The following is a 16779-nucleotide window of genomic DNA, read 5'->3' on the forward strand; positions in this document are numbered from 1 at the left end:
CTTATGCCTCCTGTGGTTTAAGCATTGCGATAACAAAGTCTTGAGACGATGCGATCTTACCTTGGTTAACTGCTGCTGCAGGGTCAACGTGTTTTGGACATACTTCAGAACAGTAACCTACAAACGTACAGCCCCATGCGCCGTTGTCGCCATTGATTAGCTTCATACGCTCAGCAGAACCGTTATCACGGCTATCAAGATTGTAACGGTGTGCCAGTGTTAGTGCTGCAGGGCCGATGAATTCAGGGTTTAGACCGAATTGAGGACACGCTGCATAACATAGACCACAGTTGATACAACCAGCGAACTGCTTGTATTTTGCCATTTGCTCAGGAGTCTGAGTGTTAGGACCTTGATCTGGAGTACGGTCGTTACCAAGAATATAAGGCTTGATTGCTTCTAGACGTTCGATGAACGGCGTCATATCAACAATTAAGTCTTTCTCGATAGGGAAGTTTGCTAATGGTTCTAGTGTTAAGCCATTTGGGTAATCACGTAAGAACGCTTTACAAGCAAGCTTAGGTACGTTGTTTACCATCATGCCACAAGAGCCACAGATCGCCATACGACAAGACCAACGGTAAGATAGGTTTTTGTCTAGGTTATCTTTGATGTAACCAATTGCATCAAGAACAGAAGTTGTGTCATCACAAGGTACGTCGAACGCTTGTAGATAAGGTTTCTCATCTACCATAGGGTCGTAACGCATAATGCTTACTTTTTGAACTCTCTTACCAGCTGTCATTATGCTTGCTCCTCTGCGATCTTAGCTGCTTCAGCTTCTGCCGCTGCTGCTTTTTCTGCTGCTTCACCGTATAGGCGAGCTTTTGGTTGAGATTTGGTGATAGTTACATCGCTGTATTTAATTGTCGGCGCTGCATCTTTGTTGTAATACGCTAATGAGTGTTTTAGGAAGTTCACATCATCACGTTCTGTACAACCTTCATCTAGACGTTGGTGTGCACCACGAGACTCTTTACGTAGAATCGCAGAGTGAGCCATTGTTTCAGCAACTTCAAGGCCGTAACCTACTTCGATAGCGTATAATAGGTCAGTGTTGAACACTTTACCTTTATCTTTGATGCTAATGTTTTTATAACGTTTTTTCAGTTCAGCCAGTTTCTCAATCGTATCTTGCATCTCGTGCTCTTTACGATAGATACCACAACCCGCTTCCATTGAATGGCCCATTTCCGTACGGATATCAGACCAGTTTTCATCGCCTTCTTGAGCTAGTAATGCATCAATACGGCCTTGTACTTCTTCAATTTGTGCTTTGATAGCATCGTCATTCCAAGTTGTGAATTCAGCAGCACGCTCAGCGGCTTTTTCACCTGCAAGGCGACCAAATACAACTAACTCAGCAAGTGAGTTTGAACCTAGACGGTTTGCACCGTGAAGACCAACAGAAGAACATTCACCAACAGCAAATAGACCTTTGATGTTTGTTTCGTTGTTCTTATCCGTTTCAATACCACCCATGGTGTAGTGAACTGTAGGACGAATTGGAATTGGCTCTTTTGCTGGATCAACGTTAACGTAGGCTTTTGAAAGCTCACAGATAAACGGTAGACGTTCATTTAAGTACTCTTCACCTAAATGGCGAAGATCCAAATGCACTACATCACCAAGAGGGTGTTTGATAGTGTTGCCTTTTTGTTGTTCGTGCCAGAACGCTTGAGAAACTTTGTCACGAGGACCCAGTTCCATGTACTTGTTCTTAGGCTCACCAACAGGAGTCTCAGGACCCATGCCGTAATCTTGTAGGTAACGGTAACCATTTTTGTTTACGATGATACCGCCTTCACCACGACAACCTTCAGTCATCAGGATGCCTGTGCCAGGTAGGCCCGTTGGGTGGTATTGAACAAATTCCATATCACGTAGTGGAACACCGTGACGGAATGCCATAGCCATACCATCACCAGTAACGATACCGCCATTGGTATTACAGTGGTAAACACGACCTGCGCCACCCGTTGCAAGAACAACAGATTTTGCTTTAATACAAATAAGTTCGCCTTCAGCCATATGAATAGCAATCAGACCTTGAACTTGACCATCTTCAACTAAAATATCAACAACAAAGTACTCATCAAAACGGTTGATTTGAGGGTATTTCATTGAAGTTTGGAATAGGGTGTGAAGCATATGGAAGCCGGTCTTATCGGCAGCAAACCATGTACGTTCAACTTTCATACCACCAAAACGACGAACGTTTACTTCGCCATTTTCTTTACGGCTCCAAGGACAACCCCATTGTTCTAATTGAGTCATCTCGCGGTATGCATTTTTTACAAAGTATTCAACAACATCCTGTTCACACAGCCAATCACCACCGCCAACAGTATCGTTGAAGTGATTGTCTAGTGTATCTTCTTCCTTGGTCACGGCTGCTGACCCACCTTCCGCGGCAACAGTGTGCGAACGCATTGGGTAAACTTTTGAAATTAGAGCAATTTCTAGCTCTGGGTTCGCTTCTGCTGCTGCAATGGCAGTACGTAGACCTGCACCGCCCGCGCCGATCACTGCAATATCTGTGGTTATCGTTTTCACAGTTATTCTCCGGGATAAAAGATAAAAAATTAAATTAACCATCCAAATGTGATTAATTATGAGAATCTAGCCTGCTCGTATGACAAATAAAGAGCAAATAAAACTTAAAAATTCTGATGCCTATTCTATGTGAGCTTTTGTAATAAAAATTGATATGGATAAAGTTTTGTCGTGCAAGTACCACTAATGGGGTGGTTTGTTGCGAATAATGTGATCTCCATCAACTAGTTAAAGCTGTTAATATTCACTGTTATTTGTAGTTAAGTTGTTGCTTTATAAGTGATAATGATTCTTATCGGTCTCGTATCCCCTTGATGGGTAAGGGTATTTATAAAGTTAAAAAATAGGTAACCTTAAAGTGGGTTATCAGGTATCATTTTGGATAAGTTTTTCTAATGTATAAGATTATGACTAGTCAAAATTGGATGCCAAGCGCATCAATTGAGCAATTACAGCAACGTGCTGAGATTATGGCTTCTATTCGTTTGTTTTTTTCTGAGCGAAAAGTGATGGAAGTAGATACCCCTGCAATGAGTCATGCCACTGTTACAGATGTGCACCTTCATACCTTTCAAACTGATTTTGTTGGGCCGGGCTATGCAGATGGCGCGCATTTGTATTTTATGACTAGCCCTGAATTTCATATGAAGCGATTATTAGCGGCTGGCAGTGGTGCGATTTACCAAATTAATAAAGCATTTCGTAATGAAGAAGCCGGGCGTTTCCATAACCCTGAATTTACGATGTTGGAATGGTATCGCCCAAGCTTTGATCATCATCAGCTAATGGATGAAATGAATGAGCTTCTGATGTTGGTGTTAAAGTGTAATGATTCAGAGCGTATGACATATCAGGAAGCCTTTATTAAAGTGCTTGGTATTTGCCCTTTAGAATCGTCTATGGATGAATTAAGAGCGGTTGCAGCTCCGCTAGGCTTATCAGATATTGCAGATATTGAAGAAGATAGAGATACATTACTGCAACTGCTATTTAGCATGGGGGTTGAAGAGAAAATAGGCTTAGAGGTTCCCGCTTTTGTTTATGACTTCCCAGCCTCTCAAGCGGCGCTTGCTAAGATTAATCCAATGGATCAGAGAGTCGCTGAACGTTTTGAGGTTTATTTCAAAGGGATTGAGTTAGCGAATGGTTTCCATGAATTGGATAATGCAAAAGAACAACTTACTCGCTTTCAAGAAGATAATGCGAAACGTAAATCGATGGGATTAATTGAGCAACCAATTGACTATCATTTAATTGCCGCACTAGAAGCAGGCCTTCCTGATTGCGCAGGCGTTGCTCTCGGTATTGATCGTTTGATCATGTTGGCAATGGACGAGAAGCACATCGATCAAGTAATGGCTTTCCCTTTTGATAGAGCATAATTTGCAATTTTTATAATATAAAAAGCACTAAACCAAAGCGTTTGGTTTAGTGCTCAATTATCACTTAATTAATGATTTTTAATTTTAAAGAAAGATAAATCGTCTTTTAAGTTAATGGTTAAGTTTGAAATATCATTATTCATTTCTGAGACTTTTGTTACTCCAGAAAGGTTATGTTGAACAATACTATTGATCTCTTGTAAGCGTTCAGAAACTGCATGTGTTACGTTTAGTTGTTTGTTTGATTCAACAACAACAATCGAATTAATTTCTGAAATTTCAGATACTTTTTGAGAAATAACACGGAATGATTCAAATAATTCATTTGAAATAGTTTGAGATTCTGCTACAAGCTCTGAACTCTGCTGCATATATTCATTAGCACGCTTTGAAAGATCTTGAAGCTGTGTAATGGTCTGTTGAATATCGATAGTTGATTGTTGTGTTTTTCCAGCCAAAGCTCGAACTTCATCAGCTACCACAGCAAAACCACGCCCTTGTTCTCCTGCTCTTGCTGCTTCAATTGCAGCATTTAAAGCTAATAAGTTTGTTTGTTCAGATATAACATCAATAACATCAACAACAGAGCTGATTTTTTCTGCACTTTCACGTAATTCATTTACCACACTCGTAGATTCTTCCATAGTATGGTTTACTTTAGTTGTGATGCCTTCTGAGCGTTGCAACGTATTTGAACTAATCGAAATAATATCCATCGTCGATGCAACAACAGAGCCTGAATCTGTGATTATCTTATTTACATCTGATGCAGCAGAAGATAAAGAAAGAATAGATTCTTCAACTTCTTTTACTTCTAAGAATTCTTTTTGAGCATTATCAGAATTATCCTGAATAATATCGATAATCTTTATTTGATTTTTTGATAATTTATCCATGTGATAATTTGATGATGTTACAATAGATTCGATTTTTTGTTGCAATTCAGATAGTGAATTTGAAATGCCATCTAATTCATTCCTAGATTTAGGTATTTGAATTGGATTAAATAACCCTTCTCTCATATTTCCGATAACGTTATTTATTTGAGGAATAATACGAAGTTCTTTCTTTAAAATAACATGCATTAATATAAATAAGATTGCGCAAACAATAAGAATAAAGAAAGCATTATACCAAGCGGAACCCATTAATCGTGTTTTTACATATTCTTCCTGAACACCATTACCTAGATACCATTCCCAGTCTCCAGTTTTTAATGCAACGCTATCAATATTCGCGATAACATCCCCTTTTGACGATTTCCAAGTATAGCTAATTAGTGTATTTGATGATGCGTTATCTAAGTTATTTAATAGTGCAGTTTCAGTATCTTTCCCTACAATATCAATAAATACTTTATCATGAATGCCTGGATCTAGTGGAGCAGATAAAAATCGCAAAATTCCTTTTTCATCTTTGCTTGCAACCCAAACATATTCATCGGAAGCATATTTGGTATTACGCAATAAATATATAGCTAAAGCTTGAGCTTGTTCTTTTGTCATTTCCTGTTTTTTTACTTTTTCCTCTAAATTATTAATCATTTGAGCTTGGACTAATAGTAATTGATCAACTCTTATTTTGTTTTCAGTTTTAAGAGCTTTAAACATGGTATTAGTATTAAATAATACAATTAATGACATGCTAGAAAAAAGCAAAATCATAAAAAGAGTGGTTATTTTTTTTATCATGAAAATTATTGTAAATAAATAGTCTGAAATTAAGCGCGGATTGTAATCTCAGTTATATAAATACACAATAAAAAAATAGCGAACACAAGGTTCGCTATTTTTGCTTTATTTTAAGGAAATTACTTATTTTACAATATGTGCAAATGGGGTACCCATACGAGTTGGAACGCCATTTTCCATTGATGCATCAAACTTAATTGAGTTAGGTGCAAATAAGTTAATAACTGTTGAACCTAATTTAAAGCGACCCATCTCTTCACCTTTATTAAAGCAAATCATATCATCGCCAGAAAGTGGGTAATGCCATGTTTTAACTGCAGGACCTGTCGGTGGTGTTACCGTCTCTGCCCATGTTGTTTCAATGCTACCAACGATGGTTGCACCAACAAGAACTTGAGCCATAGGGCCAAACTCAGTATCAAAAATACAGACCACACGTTCGTTACGTGCAAATAGATTTGGTACGTTTTCTGCGGTTAATGGGTTTACAGAGAAAAGATCACCAGGAACATAAATCATCTTACGGAGTGTTGCATCACAAGGCATATGAACACGGTGGTAGTCACTTGGTGATAAATACAGAGTTGCAAATTCGCCACCCATAAATTCTTCAGCAAGATCAGCGTCGCCACCTAATAGCTCTTGAGCTGAATATACATGACCTTTAGCTTGAACTAATTGACCATCTGTAATTGGGCCAAATTGACTTACACACGCGTCCGCTGGATGAGAAATAACGCTTGCGTCTTCATCAATTGGGCGAGCGCCATCTTCTAATTCACGAACAAAAAAGTTATTGAACGTAGAGTACGCTTTAGGATCTGGGTTTTTAGCTTCGTTCATGTCAACTTTGTATTGTTTGATGAACCACTTAATTACCGCTGTTGTTAACCAACCCATTTTTGCTGATGCTAATTTGCCAGCCAAACGAGTAAGTGCATGTTTTGGGGTTAAATACTGTAACCCAATTTTTAAATTATCTGACACGTTATTTGCCTACTAGTTATCACTTAATGTGGATATTACCACATCTTTACTTTGTTTATTAATCGGCTTTTTTGCCGCGAGAGAATTGGCGATTGGCTTTGTTCTCAGACATACTTTCAATAATTCGATGGTAGCTTTCGAAGCGCAATTTGGAAATTTTCCCATTAGCTACAGCTTCTTGAAGAATACAGCCTGGATCATCTTTATGTTTACAGTCTCTAAATTTACAGCCACCAATAAAGCCTTTGAACTCAACAAAAGACGCTGTGACTTCTTCTTTCTCTAGGTGCCATAAACCAAATTCACGAACCCCTGGTGAATCGATAAGATCACCGCCATGAGGGAAATGATATAAACGAGCTGCGGTTGTTGTGTGTTGGCCAAGACCTGAGTTTTCAGAAACTGCGCCTTCAATAATTTCAAGTTCAGGCATTAATGCATTCACTAAGCTTGATTTACCAACGCCTGATTGACCAACAAATATATTAATATGATCGCGTAGCTCAGCTTTAAGTTCTTCTACGCCATAGCCTGATTCTTTACTTACGTATTTTACTTTATAGCCAATATTTTCATATAGACTAAGAAGTTGCTTAACATCAGTAAATTCTTTTTCAGAAAGTAAATCGACTTTGTTTAGTACGATTAGCGGCTTTATATGTAATGTTTCTGACGCAATAAGGTAACGGTCAATAATATTTAATGACAGTTCAGGGAGGATAGAAGAAACAATGACCATTTGGTCAACATTTGCTGCAACGGGTTTAATACCGTCATAATAATCTGGACGAGTGAGTATTGATGTGCGTGGCTTAACGGCTTCAACAACACCAGAGATCCCTGCAAGTACTTCGGTACCTGGACGCCAAATAACACGATCGCCTGAGACTAAGCTTTCAATACCTCGACGCAAATTACAGCGATGTATCTCTTTGCTTTCTGGATCTTCGATATCCGCATGTTGACCAAAGCGAGTAATTACTAACCCTTCTTTAGCTGCTTCTAACGAGGATTCATCCCACTCGACAGTGGTTTTTATTTTTTCTATACGTTTACTTTGATTAGAACGTACTCGGCGTACTTGGCCTTTAGTTAGCTTTTTTTTCTTTGCCACGAAATGATTTCACTTGTAAGGTTGGCTTTCAGTTTTATGTTGAAAGATAAATCGGCCCGAGTATCATACCCTTTTTAGTTACAAAATAGGCAATTCTCTATGGCAATTAATGATCAAAACCTGATTTGGGTTGATTTGGAGATGACAGGACTGGATCCTGAAACTCATAAAATCATCGAAATCGCATCCATTGTAACTGATGCTCAGCTAAATATTTTAGCAGAAGGGCCTGTTATTGCTATTCATCAGCCAGAAGAAGAATTGGCTAAGATGGATGACTGGTGTACAAATACACATACTAACAGTGGATTAGTCGCTCGTGTAGAAGCAAGTAAATATAATGAAGCTGCAGCGATTGAAGAGACGATTGCTTTTCTTGAGCAATGGGTACCAAAAGGCGTATCACCAATTTGTGGTAACAGTATCGGACAAGATCGTCGTTTCTTATACAAACATATGCCTAAGCTGGAAGAGTATTTCCATTACCGTTATGTAGATGTAAGTACAATTAAAGAATTAACTCGTCGTTGGAAGCCTGAAGTATTAGACGGTTTTGAAAAGTCGGGAACTCATTTAGCATTGGATGATATTAGAGAGTCGATCGCTGAATTGAAGTATTATCGTCAAAATATTTTTACAATTTAATTTCATCTGATGAATTGTTGAGCTAAAAATGATGGATTTTAAAGAAAACTCGCGTTTTTTTTAAAATCCGCTTGCATCATCACATTTTACTCGTATAATTCGCAGCCTCTGAACGAGGAGCTACTCCTTATCAGAATGCGACACTAGCTCAGCTGGTAGAGCGCAACCTTGCCAAGGTTGAGGTCACGAGTTCGAACCTCGTGTGTCGCTCCAATTTAAATCTTCTTGTTCAACTTTTTGAATGATAAGATAAAAGTCTCATTGTCTTAAACAATGCATCCGGACGCGGGATGGAGCAGCTTGGTAGCTCGTCGGGCTCATAACCCGAAGGTCGTAGGTTCAAATCCTGCTCCCGCAACCACATTTAGATTGAATGCTTTATAAGCGTTGATCATGCGACACTAGCTCAGCTGGTAGAGCGCAACCTTGCCAAGGTTGAGGTCACGAGTTCGAGCCTCGTGTGTCGCTCCATTTTCTCTTTAAGAGCCTTGATGGTTCTTCTCGAAAAGAGAGTTTGGTTTATAGTCTCATTGTCTTAAACAATGCATCCGGACGCGGGATGGAGCAGCTTGGTAGCTCGTCGGGCTCATAACCCGAAGGTCGTAGGTTCAAATCCTGCTCCCGCAACCACATTTAGATTGAATGCTTTATAAGCGTTGATCATGCGACACTAGCTCAGCTGGTAGAGCGCAACCTTGCCAAGGTTGAGGTCACGAGTTCGAGCCTCGTGTGTCGCTCCATTTTCTCTTTAAGAGCCTTGATGGTTCTTCTCGAAAAGAGAGTTTGGTTTATAGTCTCATTGTCTTAAACAATGCATCCGGACGCGGGATGGAGCAGCTTGGTAGCTCGTCGGGCTCATAACCCGAAGGTCGTAGGTTCAAATCCTGCTCCCGCAACCACATTTAGATTGAATGCTTTATAAGCGTTGATCATGCGACACTAGCTCAGCTGGTAGAGCGCAACCTTGCCAAGGTTGAGGTCACGAGTTCGAGCCTCGTGTGTCGCTCCAAACAAAATAAAAGCGCTGAATACTATTCAGCGCTTTTATTTTCTTTAAAATTAATGCTGTGAAGTATTAACCCCACATAAAATTCTGCTCTTTAGAACATTCTGATTCATACAAAGCCAAAGAATCAAATTATCTATCTGCATATCAATATGTTTTTATAAAACATAAAGGGCAGAGGGTCAGTTATATGTAGTAGTTACCATATAATCAACAAACTTATCCACAAAAAGAACATTGTGGATAACTCTGTTAGTTATTTATAAAAATCCTTTTTTTAAATAACTAAAATAAAGATCTTATTGTTGGTTTTAGATCAATATATTTCTTGTTTTTATTTATCTTATTGATTCCTATGTGGTTTATTTTCTATATGCATTTATTTTAGCAATTGAAAAGATCTTTTTGCTTGACTTCTTTGATCCTAATCATATTCCTGCCTTGTGCTTAACTTTTCTGTAAACCAAATAGTTTGCTTCACTTCAAAATGTTTTCCACATTAATTACGACTAACATCAAATTTTCATCATAAGTAAATACTCAACCCGATATATTGCGTGAGATTAGGCGTCTCTTGGTAAGCCTTTTTCTATAATTCGAATAAGGCGTTGTTCTTTTCTATTTGTATTTATTTGTTGGGATTGTTGTTGCTCTATTGCCCAAAGAAGATGAATATCCAAGTTATCATCTAACCCTATACGAGCCTGTAGTGCTGAAATGATGTCAGTTGAATGTGGTGCGTTACCCATTGCAATGGCTAAATTGCGTAACCACTGCTTATGGCCAATACGACGAATTGCAGAGCCTTCCGTATTTTTTAAAAAGGTGACTTCATCCCATGCAAAAAGAGAGAGTAAATTAGCATCATCTAAAGATTCTCTACGATGAAAGTCATTTTGCTGTGTTATTTCGGCTTCACGGTTCCAAGGGCATACTAGCTGGCAGTCATCACAACCATAAATTCGATTGCCCATTAATGAACGAAACTCTTCTGGAATAACGTCACTGTTTTCTATCGTTAAATAAGAAATGCAACGACGGGCGTCAATAACCCCATTTTCTAATATGGCATTAGTAGGGCAAGAGGCAGCACAGGCCGTGCATTTTCCGCATTGGTTCTCAACAGGAGAATCAACAGGCAATGGAATATCAATTAACAGTTCACCTAAGAAAAACCAAGAACCTGCCTCTTTATCAAGGAGTAATGAGTGCTTTCCTGTCCAGCCTAATCCTGCTTTTTCTGCTAAAGGTCTTTCTAAGATTGGGGCGGAATCTACAAAAGGACGATAACCAAGCTGTTCAACTTCAGCTTCAATCTTTTGCCCCAGTTTTTTTAATTGGTTGCGGATCAGCTTATGATAATCGCGGCCGAGAGCGTATCGGCTGATATAAGCTTGTGTAGGATCGCTTAAATTACTTGCGAAACCGGCTTTAGGAGGTAAATAATCCATGCGTGCGCTGATGACTCTAATTGTTCCAGGGTGCAACTCATTAGGTCTTGCTCTCATCATGCCATGACGAGCCATCCAGTCCATTGAACCATGATAGCCAGCATCAAGCCATTGCTCTAAAGCCGCTTCGTGCTGAGATAAGTCAACGTCACAGATCCCAACTTTTTGAAAGCCAAGTTCTTGTGCCCATACTTTGATGTTATTTGCGAGTGCTTGATAGTCGATATTCACAGAGAGATTACATTTTTTTATTACAGTATTATGAGTAAAAGTTTATCATATAGGATTGATAAGACGTACTTCAATGCAACTAAAAGGTATTGAATCAACGCAACCCATAAGAACTTGTGTGTAAATATTCCGCAGATAAATTGTGAATCTGATACCAAGTCCATCAATTTAGACAATTAAAATAGTGAAATTAGTGAATAATGGAACGCTTTGAATTTAATTTAGCTACTGAAGACGACACCGTTGAATTTGGTAGACAGCTCTCTCAAGCTTGTACTCAACAAACAACGATCTTTTTACATGGTGATCTTGGCGCAGGTAAAACCACCTTTAGTCGAGGCTTTATCCGCTCACTAGGCCATATTGGCAACGTGAAAAGCCCAACATATACCTTAGTTGAGCCTTATGAACTGGATAAGTGGCAAGTATACCATTTTGATCTTTACCGTTTAGCAGATCCTGAAGAATTAGAATTTATGGGGATCCGTGACTATTTTACAGATGATGCAATTTGTTTAGTTGAATGGCCTGAGAGAGGGGAAGGGTTATTACCAAATCCAGATGTTGATATTGATATTCGCTATGATGGCGAAGCTCGTCATGTTGTGATCACGGGTAATAATGAGTATGGATGTAGTTTAATTCAGCGGTTGGATTTGTGTTAATCGGTAAATATTTTCAAGTAATTTGGTATGCGATACTTGCTGTGATGTCAGTGAGTAGCTTTTATGTATCTGCTAATACCTTAGAGGGGATACGAGTGTGGCCGTCGCCAGATGAAACTCGTATTGTTATTGATTTAAATTCAGAGGCGAATTACAGCTACTTCACACTGAGTAGCCCCTATCGTTTGGTTGTTGATCTTAAAAATACCGATTTAAAAGCCAAGCTGCCATTAACGGTCAGTGACAGTAAAGTATTATCAAAAATACGAAAGAGCTCATCGCCATCCAAGGGCACGACGCGTCTGGTTTTTGAATTAAAGCATTCAGTGAAAGCTGAAGTGTTTAAGTTAGCTCCAACACCCGGTGGGCAGTACGGTCATCGTTTGGTAATGGACTTACCTCATTCTTCAAGCAGTGTCTCTAAGCCAACTCAAAGTAAACCAGTAAAACCATCGCAGCCAATCATTAACTCTAATTCCAATCATATTATTGGTAATGGCGAGATTATTATTGCTATTGATGCTGGTCATGGTGGCGAAGACCCTGGTTCTATTGGACCAACGAGAAAGTACGAGAAACACGCGACTCTTGCTATCTCTAAAAAAGTCGTTGCCCAGATAAATGCTCAGCCAGGTATGCGAGCTATCATGACGCGCAGCGGTGATTACTTTGTTAACTTAAACAAACGTACTGACATTGCTCGTAAAAACAAATCTCATCTATTGGTTTCTATTCACGCAGATAGCTTCCGCTCTCCACAACCAAGAGGTGGCTCTGTTTTTGTGTTAAATACACGTCGTGCAAACACTGAGATTGGTCGTTGGGTAGAGAAGCATGAGAAACAATCTGAATTATTAGGTGGCGCAGGTGATGTACTAGCAAAGAACAGCAATGACCGAAACGTGAGTCAAACATTATTAGATTTGCAATTTAGTCACTCTCAAAAAGAGGGTTATAAACTTGCAACGAACGTTCTTTCTGAAATGGGAAAAGTGATCAAACTTCATAAGAAAGATCCTGTTAATGCCAGTCTTGCGGTACTAAAGTCACCAGATATTCCTTCTATTTTGATTGAAACTGGTTTTATTTCGAACCCGACAGAAGAGAAGCAATTATTCCAGCGTGGCCATCAAGATAAGATAGCTCGCGCGATTTCTAAAGCGATTGTAAGCTACCTTAATGCTAACCCTCCGCAAGGGACATTGCTGGCTGCAGAAGGTCAGCAAAAGAAGCATAAAGTGCGCTCTGGTGAATCACTCTCTGTTATTGCTAAGAAATACGGTACTACTGCAACCAAGTTAAAAAGTGTGAATAACTTGAAGAGTACGAGTTTAGCTGTTGGTCAAGTGCTAATTATTCCAACAAATAAACCTGTGTATGCTGCTCCGAAAACGACGACGTCAAAAGCTGCATCATCAAACACTAAACAAGCACGTACGATCATTACTCATAAAGTACGATCTGGTGAATATTTAGGAAAAATTGCGTCTAAGTATAAGGTCTCTACAAGCAGCATTCGTTCGTTAAATCGATTGAAATCAGATACCTTGTTTGTCGGACAAAAATTGAAAGTAAGTATTGTTGCCCCAGTGAAGAAACATACGGTGAAACGTGGTGAGTTCTTAGGTAAAATTGCAACGAAATATGGAGTATCTGTGTCTAGCTTAAGAAAAGCCAATAAGTTACGTACTGATGAGCTGGCTATAGGGCAGGTACTCATTATACCAACCAGTTAGAAAGGACAGGGTTATGCCAATTCAAATCTTACCAGCTCGATTAGCCAACCAGATTGCGGCGGGTGAGGTTGTGGAGCGCCCTGCTTCTGTAGTAAAAGAACTTGTTGAAAACAGTATTGATGCGGGAGCGACTCGCATCGATATTGATATTGAGAAAGGAGGTAGCAAGTTAATTCGAATTCGTGATAATGGTTTTGGTATCGCGAAAGATGAACTGACTCTTGCCTTAAGTCGCCATGCAACATCAAAAATTACCACTCTTGATGATCTCGAAGCCATTGTGAGCCTTGGCTTTCGTGGTGAAGCGCTTGCCTCAATAAGTTCTGTTTCTCGTTTAACCTTAACTTCTCGTACTGTTGCTCAAGAAGAAGCGTGGTCAGCATATGCTGAGGGACGAGATATGGAAGTTAAACTAAAACCTGCAGCTCACCCTATTGGTACCACCATTGATGTGGTCGACCTTTTCTTTAATACGCCTGCTCGTCGTAAGTTCCTTCGCACTGATAAAACAGAGTTCACCCATATTGATGAGCTCTTAAAGCGAATAGCCCTAAGTCGATTAGATATTACGATCAACCTACGTCACAATGGAAAGCAAGTCCGTCAATATCGAGCGGCGCAAACAAAAGCTCAAGTCGAAAAACGACTAGCAGCCATTTGTGGCTCTCATTTTTTACAACATGCATTAGAGGTTGAACTAGAACACGGTGAGCTAAAATTTCATGGTTGGATCTCTTCACCTGAAGGGGCTAGAGCGCAAGGTGATATCCAATATTGCTATGTGAATGGCCGAATGATGAAAGATAAACTCATCAATCATGCTATACGACAAGGTTATGAGTCTTCATTATTAGCAAATCAATATGCTGCCTATACCTTATTCATTGAGATTAATCCGCACGATGTCGATGTGAATGTCCATCCTGCTAAACATGAGGTGCGTTTTCATCAAGCGCGTTTGGTGCATGACTTTATCTATCAAGCCATTTATGGCGCATTACAGCAAAGTATTAGCTCACCTGAAATCTCATACAGTGAAGAAGAAAATGAAGAGTGCAGTACTTTCCATGAGAAAGAGGCCTATTTCCCACCAATGAAGGAATACGTTCGTCAGCCTCAACAAACGAGTATTGATAGAACTGAGCAGCTAAAAAATGCGGTAGATTCAACGCCGAATTACCCAAATAAAGCGCCATCTGATTCTTGGGTATCGAACTCCACTTCAGCATCAAAGCCCTCATCATCAAATGGCCGTAGTATTACTTACCAAAATGAGAAACCATCTCAAAAAGAGCTGACGAATTACAGCGCGTTACTAAACACGCCAATTGAAGAGAAGCGCTCTACCAATCATCAGGTAAATGAGGGCCATTTACGCCATTTAAGCGACATACCGACCGTCGAAAGTTATGTGCCAATACTCTCAATAGTCGACGATAAAGTGGTTTCGTTAGGTAAGGTCTTAACCGTTGTCGAAAAAGGGTTTGCCCTCTTACAAAAAGGAGAGCAACTGCAACTTTTAAATTTACATTATGCTGAGTTTGTAAAAAGTTATGGGCAGTTAAACAGTGTGCATAACGAAGCGTTACGAGCTCAACCTTTATTAATACCACTTTCTATCGGTGTAGAAGAAACGATTTGCCGTAAAGTATTAGATTACGCTTTATTCTTGAAACCTTTGGGTATTGATCTTAAAGTTAAAAATAGAACGAGTGTTATTGTGATGGCGGTTTGTCAGCCAATTCGGCAGCAGAATTTACAACAATTAATTCCGAATCTGTTAAGGTATCTAGACAGCATAAATCCGTCACTTGAACAGGTTATTATTTGGCTTTCTCATCAAGTTCAACATGAAGAAGTCAGTTATAGTAATGCTCAAGCGATACAATTAGTGATGGAATTAGAGCAGTTATGGGGAGATGGGTTATCCCAATTCAATCAGAAACTGTTAAAAAACATCGATATTACTCAAGTGATACAAGCATTTAGTCATGAATAAAGCATTACCACAAGCCATCTTCTTGATGGGACCGACAGCATCAGGAAAAACAAACTTAGCGATTGAATTGCGAAAACGTTTTCCTGTAGAGTTGATTAGCGTAGACTCAGCCCTTATCTATAAGGGAATGGATATTGGTACGGCAAAACCAAATGAAGAGGAACTTTTACAAGCACCTCATCGTCTTATTGATATTATTGATCCAACAGAGAGCTATTCAGTGGCTGAGTTTCGTCGTGATGCCCTGAAAGAAATGGATGACATTGTTGCTCAAGGAAAGATACCTTTATTGGTTGGTGGTACGATGTTGTACTACAAAGCATTACTTGAAGGTCTTTCACCATTACCAGCAGCGGATGCTGACATTAGAGCTCAAATTGAGCAAGAAGCGGTGCAATTTGGATGGGAAGCAATGCATGATCAATTAAAAACGATTGATCCTGTATCAGCAGAGAGAATTCATCCAAATGATCCACAACGACTTTCCCGAGCGTTGGAAGTATTTCGAATTTCGGGTAAAACTTTAACAGAATTAACCCAGATTAAAGGTGACGCCTTGCCTTATGAAGTGCATCAGTTTGCGATTGCACCGAAAGAAAGAGCAGAGATACACCGTCGGATTGAACTGCGTTTTGAGAATATGATGGAAGCAGGCTTTGAAGCGGAAGCTCGAGCATTATATGAACGTGATGATCTTCATGCTGATTTACCGTCTATTCGATGCGTAGGTTACCGACAAATGTGGGACTATTTTGATGGGGAGGGCACATTAGATGACGCGGTTTTCCGTGGTGTGTGTGCGACTCGTCAATTGGCCAAGCGACAAATTACCTGGCTACGTAGCTGGAAAGAACTCACTTGGCTGGATAGTGATGACATTGATGGTGCCCTACAGACGATCTCTGATCGTTTAGAGAAAAAATAAGCACAATAATGTATCAATGTTGTTTAACTTCAGAGCGTTTAGTCATAAGCTAAAGGCTAATAGCTAAATAAAATTACAATTACAAACCAAAAAGGAAAAAAAAATGGCTAAAGGGCAATCTTTGCAAGACCCATTTTTGAATGCGCTGCGTCGTGAAAGGATTCCAGTGTCTATCTACTTAGTTAATGGGATTAAATTACAGGGACAAATCGAATCATTTGATCAATTTGTTATCCTATTGAAGAACACAGTAAATCAAATGGTATATAAGCATGCGATCTCTACTGTTGTTCCAGCTCGTGCTGTAAGCCATCACACTGCAAGTGATCGCCCACAAGGCGAGCGTCCACAAGAAACAACAGAAGATTAATACTATTCTACTTTTGAATAG

The 16779-nt window shown here is 39.5% G+C and carries 13 protein-coding genes and 7 tRNA genes; 14 read left to right on the top strand and 6 right to left on the bottom strand.

The features are described 5' to 3' along the window. Position 1 precedes the first annotated feature (1 nt). Complete coding sequence (locus PVK71_RS04495; protein WP_130043849.1) at positions 2-745, bottom strand: succinate dehydrogenase/fumarate reductase iron-sulfur subunit; 744 nt, start codon at positions 743-745, stop codon at positions 2-4. Continuing rightward, positions 745-2556 (bottom strand): fumarate reductase (quinol) flavoprotein subunit, encoded by a 1812-nt coding sequence (gene frdA / locus PVK71_RS04500; RefSeq protein ID WP_130043850.1) that lies wholly within the window; start codon positions 2554-2556, stop codon positions 745-747. The genes PVK71_RS04495 and frdA overlap by 1 nt, the downstream gene beginning before the upstream one ends. A gap of 407 nt (positions 2557-2963) precedes the next feature. Here frdA and epmA point away from each other — a divergent pair, with 407 nt between their 5' ends. Continuing rightward, positions 2964-3938, top strand: coding sequence for an elongation factor P--(R)-beta-lysine ligase (gene epmA / locus PVK71_RS04505; RefSeq protein ID WP_274419523.1), 975 nt, complete (start codon positions 2964-2966; stop codon positions 3936-3938). 68 nt (positions 3939-4006) lie between these two features. On the opposite strand, the gene PVK71_RS04510 is transcribed toward epmA, so the two are convergent. The 3 genes from PVK71_RS04510 to rsgA all read right to left on the bottom strand — a co-directional run bounded on the left by PVK71_RS04510 (position 4007) and on the right by rsgA (position 7730). Continuing rightward, positions 4007-5629: a methyl-accepting chemotaxis protein gene (locus tag PVK71_RS04510; RefSeq protein WP_274421759.1), complete on the bottom strand. Its 1623-nt coding sequence runs from the start codon at positions 5627-5629 to the stop codon at positions 4007-4009. A gap of 123 nt (positions 5630-5752) precedes the next feature. Further along, positions 5753-6616 carry an archaetidylserine decarboxylase gene (gene asd / locus PVK71_RS04515; protein WP_274419521.1) on the bottom strand — a complete coding sequence of 288 codons (864 nt, stop codon included), beginning with the start codon at positions 6614-6616 and terminating at the stop codon, positions 5753-5755. 58 nt (positions 6617-6674) lie between these two features. Next, positions 6675-7730 (bottom strand): small ribosomal subunit biogenesis GTPase RsgA, encoded by a 1056-nt coding sequence (gene rsgA / locus PVK71_RS04520; protein WP_274419520.1) that lies wholly within the window; start codon positions 7728-7730, stop codon positions 6675-6677. Positions 7731-7829: 99 nt separating this feature from the next. On the opposite strand from rsgA, the gene orn reads away from it, so the two are divergent. The 8 genes from orn (at position 7830) to PVK71_RS04560 (ending at position 9384) form a co-directional block, all read left to right on the top strand. Continuing rightward, on the top strand, positions 7830-8375 hold the full coding sequence (gene orn, locus PVK71_RS04525; protein ID WP_130043856.1) for an oligoribonuclease: 546 nt from the start codon (positions 7830-7832) through the stop codon (positions 8373-8375). Between the two features lie 137 nt (positions 8376-8512). Beyond that, positions 8513-8588, top strand: a tRNA-Gly gene (locus PVK71_RS04530). A 71-nt stretch (positions 8589-8659) separates the two neighbouring features. Further along, positions 8660-8736, top strand: a tRNA-Met gene (locus PVK71_RS04535). Positions 8737-8770: 34 nt separating this feature from the next. Next, positions 8771-8846 (top strand) — tRNA-Gly (locus PVK71_RS04540). 82 nt (positions 8847-8928) lie between these two features. Further along, positions 8929-9005 (top strand) — tRNA-Met (locus PVK71_RS04545). A gap of 34 nt (positions 9006-9039) precedes the next feature. Further along, positions 9040-9115, top strand: a tRNA-Gly gene (locus PVK71_RS04550). Positions 9116-9197: 82 nt separating this feature from the next. Further along, positions 9198-9274: transfer RNA gene (locus tag PVK71_RS04555), tRNA-Met, on the top strand. A gap of 34 nt (positions 9275-9308) precedes the next feature. Continuing rightward, a tRNA-Gly gene (locus tag PVK71_RS04560) sits at positions 9309-9384 on the top strand. 560 nt (positions 9385-9944) lie between these two features. Here PVK71_RS04560 and queG read toward each other — a convergent pair. Further along, positions 9945-11057: a tRNA epoxyqueuosine(34) reductase QueG gene (gene queG / locus PVK71_RS04565; protein ID WP_274419562.1), complete on the bottom strand. Its 1113-nt coding sequence runs from the start codon at positions 11055-11057 to the stop codon at positions 9945-9947. 206 nt (positions 11058-11263) lie between these two features. Between queG and tsaE the strand changes: the two genes are divergently transcribed. From tsaE to hfq, 5 genes are all read left to right on the top strand, one after another. Further along, complete coding sequence (tsaE, locus tag PVK71_RS04570) at positions 11264-11728, top strand: tRNA (adenosine(37)-N6)-threonylcarbamoyltransferase complex ATPase subunit type 1 TsaE (RefSeq protein WP_274419519.1); 465 nt, start codon at positions 11264-11266, stop codon at positions 11726-11728. Then, complete coding sequence (locus tag PVK71_RS04575) at positions 11722-13464, top strand: LysM peptidoglycan-binding domain-containing protein (RefSeq protein WP_274419518.1); 1743 nt, start codon at positions 11722-11724, stop codon at positions 13462-13464. Before tsaE ends, PVK71_RS04575 begins: the two co-directional genes overlap by 7 nt. A 13-nt stretch (positions 13465-13477) precedes the next feature. Continuing rightward, the gene (mutL, locus tag PVK71_RS04580) at positions 13478-15463 is read left to right on the top strand and encodes a DNA mismatch repair endonuclease MutL (protein WP_274419517.1); all 1986 of its coding nucleotides are present in this window, start codon (positions 13478-13480) and stop codon (positions 15461-15463) included. Then, positions 15456-16388 carry a tRNA (adenosine(37)-N6)-dimethylallyltransferase MiaA gene (miaA, locus tag PVK71_RS04585; protein WP_130088127.1) on the top strand — a complete coding sequence of 311 codons (933 nt, stop codon included), beginning with the start codon at positions 15456-15458 and terminating at the stop codon, positions 16386-16388. Before mutL ends, miaA begins: the two co-directional genes overlap by 8 nt. A 103-nt stretch (positions 16389-16491) precedes the next feature. Beyond that, complete coding sequence (gene hfq / locus PVK71_RS04590) at positions 16492-16758, top strand: RNA chaperone Hfq (RefSeq protein WP_274419516.1); 267 nt, start codon at positions 16492-16494, stop codon at positions 16756-16758. Positions 16759-16779 lie beyond the last annotated feature (21 nt).

Source organism: Aliivibrio sp. S4MY1 (assembly GCF_028765545.1).
In the GTDB taxonomy this organism is placed as follows: Bacteria; Pseudomonadota; Gammaproteobacteria; order Enterobacterales; family Vibrionaceae; genus Aliivibrio.